Annotated in this window: 6 protein-coding genes; all 6 read left to right on the top strand. The window is 43.7% G+C overall.

Features of this window, described 5'->3' with window-relative positions; translation table 11 throughout:
- The first annotated feature begins 27 nt into the window (after window positions 1-27).
- Window positions 28-747 carry an SDR family oxidoreductase gene (locus CAG68_RS12585; RefSeq protein ID WP_005373333.1) on the top strand — a complete coding sequence of 240 codons (720 nt, stop codon included), beginning with the start codon at window positions 28-30 and terminating at the stop codon, window positions 745-747.
- A gap of 393 nt (window positions 748-1140) precedes the next feature.
- Window positions 1141-2076: a universal stress protein gene (locus CAG68_RS12580; protein WP_005373330.1), complete on the top strand. Its 936-nt coding sequence runs from the start codon at window positions 1141-1143 to the stop codon at window positions 2074-2076.
- Window positions 2077-2185: 109 nt separating this feature from the next.
- Entirely contained in the window at window positions 2186-2377 is a 192-nt protein-coding gene (locus CAG68_RS12575) for a hypothetical protein (protein WP_005373328.1), read from the top strand.
- A gap of 164 nt (window positions 2378-2541) precedes the next feature.
- Entirely contained in the window at window positions 2542-5211 is a 2670-nt protein-coding gene (gene mbhE / locus CAG68_RS12570) for a hydrogen gas-evolving membrane-bound hydrogenase subunit E (RefSeq protein WP_017820361.1), read from the top strand.
- A complete protein-coding gene (locus CAG68_RS12565; RefSeq protein ID WP_054730581.1) occupies window positions 5211-5564 on the top strand; it encodes a Na+/H+ antiporter subunit C in 354 nt (117 codons plus the stop codon). The genes mbhE and CAG68_RS12565 overlap by 1 nt, the downstream gene beginning before the upstream one ends.
- Window positions 5561-7016, top strand: a 1456-nt coding sequence (locus CAG68_RS12560; RefSeq protein ID WP_161441216.1) for a proton-conducting transporter transmembrane domain-containing protein, incomplete at its 3' end; no start/stop codon positions are given. The genes CAG68_RS12565 and CAG68_RS12560, both read left to right, overlap by 4 nt.

Below are 7016 nucleotides of genomic sequence, written 5' to 3'. Positions count from 1 at the left end.
TGTAAACCGTTCGATTAAGGATTCAAAATGAAAAAGTTAATTGTTATTACAGGCGCTAGTTCAGGCATTGGTGAAGCGATTGCACGTCACTTCAGTGAACAGGGCCATGCTCTTCTTTTGTTAGCAAGACGTGTAGAACGTTTGGAAGCATTAAACTTACCAAATACGCTTTGTGAAAAGGTAGATGTGACCGACAAAGCTTCTTTTGAGGCTGCAATTGAGAAAGCTGAAGCGTTGTATGGTCCGGTAGATGCACTTGTAAATAACGCAGGCGTTATGCTTCTAGGTCAGATAGATACTCAGGAAGCATCGGAGTGGAAGCGCATGTTTGATGTGAACGTAATTGGTTTGCTCAATGGCATGCAGTCCGTCCTAGCACCTATGAAAGCACGTAACAGTGGTACGATCATTAACATCAGCTCTATCGCGGGCAAGAAAACATTCCCTGATCATGCTGCTTATTGCGGTACCAAATTTGCGGTTCATGCTATTTCTGAAAACGTACGTGAAGAAGTTGCGTCATCGAATGTTCGCGTTACGACGATTGCACCTGGTGCAGTGGAAACGGAATTACTTTCACATACAACGTCTCAAGATATTAAAGATGGTTATGACGCCTGGAAGGTGGATATGGGCGGCGTGTTGGCAGCAGACGACATTGCACGAGCAGTGCTGTTTGCTTATCAGCAACCGCAAGGTGTATGTGTTCGTGAAATTGCTTTGGCACCGACAAAACAACAACCTTAACATTGAGTTACGGCGATTTTAGGTCACTAAAGCCGTAAAACTTTGCATATCGATTCGTGATTGAGATGGCATCTTTAAACTAAGTTGCGTGAAAATTTAGGTCATCCATTTAAATCCGGACACTAAGTGTGTTATTGCTTATACCCAAGTTACTCAAGGTGAGAAAAAACTTTGAGTAATTTGGGTTTTTATTTGGTCTCAATTTTAGGTAGCGGAATTTATTTAGGTCGAAGGCGATAGTTGTGAAGAAAGGAGAGTGTGACGTAAAACAAAATGAAGCAATATCCGTCTCTTAATGAGAATTGATTTCATCAACGTCACAAGCCGTTACAATTATCCGTTAGGTATTATACTTTGTGGATGGTTAATATTTAACCAAACAAGGAGGTGTGTATGAAACGATTCGCAAACATACTTTTTGCAACACAAGGATTGCCAGGCCATAGTGACGCCCTCGAACAAGCGATGAGGATTGCATCTAGCAACAAAGTGCCTGTCTCAGGGCTAATAGCGTGTCCTGATTTCCCAACAGACATGATCCAGTATCAGCAAAGTTATGAGCAATCGCTGCAAGACTCCCTCAAACAAAGTATTCACGAATACAGACAGAAGCTGGGACTCTCTGAAGAGGATCTCGCATTTCCTCTTACTGTGAAAAGCAGTGAAAAGCCCGCTGTCTGTATTATTCAAGAAGCATTAGCTGATAACAAAGATCTCATCATCAAAGAAGCTGAACCGCTCGGTGAAGGTGCTGAGGGTTTCAAAGCTATTGATATGACTCTGTTACGAAAATGCCCTTGTCCGCTTTGGTTGCACCGACCAATTGATAAGCCAAGAGATAAGCGCCGTGTTGCTGTGGCTATCGACCCATTAACGGCAAGCGATGAACAGCACTCATTAGCCGTGCGTTTACTCGAATTATCGCGTTCGATAGCCGACACCTGCGATAGTCGTTTACACGTGATTTCTTGCTGGGAGTATTACTTAGAAAACTACCTTAATGGTAACGCTTGGATTCAAGTCGATGATGCTGAGTTGAAACATGAACTCGACAAAGCAAAAGCCGATCATAAACAAGCTCTGCAACAGCTGTTGGAGGAGTCTGGGATTACAGGTGAAATTGTGATTCACCACCTGCATGGAAAACCCGACGAAAAGATTCCAGATTACGTAGAGAGTATTGAGGTAGACGTGCTGGTAATGGGAACCTTAGCGAGAACTGGTATATCTGGCTATGTCATTGGTAATACGGCTGAAAATATTTTGCAATCGATTAACTGTAGTTTGGTCGCTCTTAAGCCCGATGGCTTTGTCTCACCGATTCAGTAATTGGGGTGTAACAAAGTTGGGTTTAAGTGATGTTTTAGGTAAAGGAGGGAGATGGATCTCTAGAACATGGAATTATCAATGTATCAATAAGTTATCAGAGGAGAGTGACATGAAAAACCTATGCCCGAAATGCCACACAGAAATGATAGAACGTTCGAATGTTTATGTTTGTCCGAGAAATGATATCGGTGACTGCACCTACGATGCATTCGAGTTAGCTGATGACGATAATCCATATACATTCAGCCAAGAACACGTAAGTAGTGACCTACGTTCTTATGCCGTAGCAGACAGCAAATAGCGGTTTGTATCGGCGTTCCTCTAAGTAGCACTCAGTGATTACTGTTTGCTACTTTTCCCTTGGTTTCATGATCGTTTTTGAAGCGCTTGGGTTAAAACAATACAGTGGAGTTTGTCATTTGCGCCGAATAGGGCGTACCTTCTTATAATAACGAATGGGCTGCGATGTTGAATAACATAACGGGTAAAGAAAACCTGCCGAAAAACCTAGATAATCAGTTGGTCTTACTGATTTTCCCTGCGCTGCCAGTTTTAATCTTCTCTTTTCTCTTCTATATCTATACTCCTGCAGGCGTGAGCTGGAATGCGGAATGGATACCAAGCCTCGATATCAACCTTAGCTTTAGATTAGATGGTCTTTCATTTCTTTTTGCGGGACTGATCAGTGGGATTGGCGCACTGATTCAAATCTACGCTTTGGCTTATTTACGAGAAAGTGATAGCCGGTTTTCCTTTCATTTGTATCTAACCCTATTCATGCTTGCCATGCTAGGGATTGTGATGAGCGATAACATTCTGTTGTTATTTGTTTTCTGGGAACTCACCACCATCACTTCTTATTTACTGATCGGGTTTAATCACGAAAATAAAACGTCTCGGAAAAACGCCTTGCAGTCGCTGATTGTTACTGGTGCTGGTGGACTAGCGTTGCTAGCTGGTCTTATCTTGCTGGGAGCAATGGCAGGGAGTTATGAGCTAAATACCATTATCGAGCAGGCAGACACTATTGCGCAGCATGAATGGTTTATCCCATCTCTAGTGCTCATACTACTCGGTGCATTTACTAAATCTGCGCAATTCCCGTTTCATTTTTGGCTACCTAACGCGATGGCAGCTCCCACTCCGGTCAGTGCGTATTTACACTCGGCAACAATGGTAAAGGCAGGCATTTACCTATTAGCACGTTTATCGCCAGTTTATGCCCACAGCGAGATCTGGTTTTATGCTTTAGTCATCACTGGGAGTATCACGGCCATTTGGTGCACATTTGTCGCATTAAAACAAACTGACTTGAAGCTGATGCTAGCCTACAGCACGAATGTTGCTTTGGGTAAATTAACATTATTACTAGGTATGGGCACAGATTTGGCCGTTAGTGCAGTATTGATGTTTATTCTCGCTCACTCTTTCTATAAAGCTGCGCTGTTTATGGTGGTGGGTAATATCGACAAAGCGACAGGAACACGAGATATTGATCAATTGTACGGCCTGAAGTCAGTTCTCGTCATCAGCATGGTTGCGGGGAGTTTGGCTGCATTGTCTAAAGCGGGGTTCCCGCCGTTGTTAGGCTTTTTGAGCAAAGAATACATGTACAAGTCCGCAGTAGAGCTCAATAACTGGATCGCCTTTGTACTTTTAATCGTGAATATACTGATGGTCGCGCTAACCATTATGCTTATTGCGAGACCATTCTTTGCTCGCCGTGATCTCGTGCCGATTGAAACTAAGCCAGTTGAGACAAAAAAAGCCATGTGGATCTCGCCTTTGCTCTTGGCAGTTGGCAGCCTCCTAGTTCCGTTATTCGGTTTGAATTGGTTAGATCGCAATATTATTTTTCCGGGCTCTGCTGACATTCTGCCCACAGCAACTCTTAAAGAGACATCACTATGGCATGGCGTGAATGTACCGTTAGTGTTAAGCGTTATTACGCTAGCGTTGGGGTATGTGGTGTACCGTGTTTATCCTACTGTGTCTGCATTTTTTCAGCGGCTACATCTATTCGTCCCCAAAGCGGAGAATATTTTTGAACGACTATTAGATGGCATGATGACAGTGGCGAAGTGGCAAACGGCGCGGTTACAGCAAAAGAAATTGAGTCGCTATGTCCTATTATTTTTCACGGTACTTGCCGTTGCGTTACTGAGTCAGGTAGCGCTTATTCCTCTGCCTTTGGTTGGCGAACTTTCAAGTGTCACTTTCTATGAGATTGGTATTGCCTTATTGTTGATTGGTGCTGCGCTCGTATGTACGTTGTCCCACGCAAGACTTCTTGCGATTTCTGCGCTTGGTATGATTGGCTTCATGACCACGCTTGTTTTTATGATTTATAGCGCCCCGGACGTTGCGAAGACTTTACTGTTAGTGGAAACATTAATGGTGGTCTTTCTTGCATTGTTAATGCGTCATATGCCACGTCTAACCACCGTGCCTAAGCATTCAATAAAACGTAAAGTAGCGAATATTTGCATAGCAGGTGTGATAGGTGTTTCGGTTACTTTACTTTTGTTAGGAATCACGTCTCAGCCGATGGACTCTTCGGTGTCAGATTTCTTTGCAGAAAACAGTGTCCCGGGTGGACATGGGCGAAACATTGTTAACGTTATTCTGGTCGACTTTCGCGCATTTGATACATTGGGAGAAGTTGTTGTCGTTGTTATTGCAGGGATTGCTGCAGTGAGTTTGCTTAAGACAAGAGCGAAAAAGCAAAATCGTATCCAATCATTAATTTTTGCAACCACGGCACACATTGTTTCGGCACTCATGCTCGTATTTTCAGTGTATCTGTTGTTACGTGGTCATAACGAACCGGGTGGTGGCTTTATTGGTGCGTTGATTGCCGTTATTGGTTTATCACTTCTCATGTTCGCGGAATCACCGAAATACGTTCGTTCTAGGTTGTATTTCAAACCGTTTCTCATTGCGTTATCTGGCATCGCATTGAGCTTAGTTTCTGGTGCTTTGAGCTTTGCGTTTGATAAACCGTTTTTGACCGGACTGTGGTGGAAAGACGTGATACCACTAGGGACGCCATTGGTTTTTGATGTTGGTGTTTACCTTGCCGTTATAGGTGGCGTGATGGGTATGCTGCTTCGTATTAATGAGGAGCTAGAGTGATGGAAATAGTCTGGAGTGTTGTCGTTGGAGTATTTGTCGCAGCAGGTGTTTATTTAATGCTTGAAAAGCATATCTCGCGCCTTTTGTTCGGCATCATGTTACTCAGTAGTGCGGTTAACCTTGCTATTTTTACCGCTGGAAGGCTGACGCCCGGAGAGCCGCCATTGATTGGCGATAATGCTCTTTTACCACCAGATAGCGCGGCAAATCCTTTACCTCAAGCGCTTATCTTAACTGCGATAGTCATCGGTTTTGGACTACTTATTTTTGCTTTAATGCTGTTCTATCGAGCTTATAAAGACACTGGAACTGCAAACGTCGATGAAATGCAACGTTCTGAGGAGGGTCAATGAGTTCGATTTTGCTTACGTTACCGGTTGTTCTCTCGCTGAGTACGGCGTTGACTATCTTCTTCGTCCGTCGCTCAACAAAAAGTGTTGAGTGGTTGAGCGGTGTAAGTGCGATTTCGAACCTTTTCGTTGCGGGCTTTCTCACAGAAAACATCATAAGTAATGGTATTCAAGCCGTTGCTTTTGGTCAGTGGAGTGCGCCATTTGGTATCGTGTTTGTCGCAGATTACCTCAGCGTTGCTATGGTGATGATAACGGCGGTGATTGGTGCGATATGTGTTTTCTACGCGATGGCGGACCTTCACCGAAAGCCCTCCTATAGCAATTACCATGCGTTAATGCACGTGTTGCTTGCTGGCGTTTATGGTGCTTTCCTGACTGGAGATATTTTTAATCTGTATGTTTGGTTTGAGGTCATGCTCATTTCATCATTTGGTTTAATGGTGTTAGATGCAACGAAAACTCAAGTTGATGGTGCAGTAAAGTACGTGATGTTGAACCTGATTTCGACGCTGGTATTTTTGCTTGCTATCGGTTTATTGTATGGAGCAACGGGCACCTTGAACTTGGCCGATCTCTACACCAAAGTAGGGGAAAATGAATTGAGCATCAACATGATGCTGTCCGCGCTATTTTTGTTTGCCTTTTCTATTAAAGCGGCACTCTTTCCTTTATTTGCTTGGTTGCCAGCTTCTTATCACACGTTACCAAGCGGTGTGGTGGCACTGTTTGCCGCGTTGCTTACTAAAGTCGGTGTATACGCGTTGATAAGAGTCTTTACCTTGGTATTTCCGCTCGCCGAGAGTGGTTGGCAACCGACGTTAATTTGGGTCGCAGGGCTAACCATGTTAACGGGCGTTTTAGGAGCGGCTAGCCAATTCGACATTAAGAAAATTCTTTCTTTTCATATTATTAGCCAAATAGGCTATATGATCATGGGGTTGGCTATTTACACTCCCTTAGCTTTAGCCGGTGCCATTTTCTACATTGTTCATCACATCATTGTAAAAGCGAATTTGTTCTTAATAGGTGGATTCATCGAGCGCAAATATGGCTCTAGTCAACTTGAACATTTGGGTGGGGTATACAAAGCTATGCCTTGGTTGGCGTTCTTGTTTCTTGTCCCTGCGTTTTCTCTGGCCGGTTTTCCACCGCTATCGGGTTTCTGGGGAAAGCTATTGGTCATCAAGTCGAGCATACAGGCTGAATATTACTGGTTAGCAGGTACCGCGTTATTGGTGGGGTTGCTTACCGTCTACTCGATGACGAAAATTTGGAGTGAGGCATTTTGGAAAAAGCCATTTAGAGAGAAGCCAGAACAGACTCTGCAGGCCAAAGTACATTGGTTGTACTGCGTTCCAATTATTGTATTGACAACGTTGACGCTAATCATTGGCTTAGTGGCGGAGCCTTTTTATCAATTTTCCGTTCAAGCTGCAGAACAACTGTTAAATC

This window comes from Vibrio sp. V42_P2S4T144, assembly GCF_009904715.1.
Lineage (GTDB): Bacteria > Pseudomonadota > Gammaproteobacteria > Enterobacterales > Vibrionaceae > Vibrio > Vibrio alginolyticus.
Note: the sequence above shows the minus strand (reverse complement) of the source record. Positions and strands in the feature narration are given on the sequence as shown.

Bases quoted from the DNA above. Each gene is read 5' to 3' on its own strand.
- CAG68_RS12585 (WP_005373333.1), top strand. From the start codon at position 28: ATGAAAAAGTTAATTGTTATTACAGGCGCTAGTTCAGGCATTGGTGAA.
- CAG68_RS12580 (WP_005373330.1), top strand. From the start codon at position 1,141: ATGAAACGATTCGCAAACATACTTTTTGCAACACAAGGATTGCCAGGC.
- CAG68_RS12575 (WP_005373328.1), top strand. From the start codon at position 2,186: ATGAAAAACCTATGCCCGAAATGCCACACAGAAATGATAGAACGTTCG.
- mbhE (WP_017820361.1), top strand. From the start codon at position 2,542: ATGTTGAATAACATAACGGGTAAAGAAAACCTGCCGAAAAACCTAGAT.
- CAG68_RS12565 (WP_054730581.1), top strand. From the start codon at position 5,211: ATGGAAATAGTCTGGAGTGTTGTCGTTGGAGTATTTGTCGCAGCAGGT.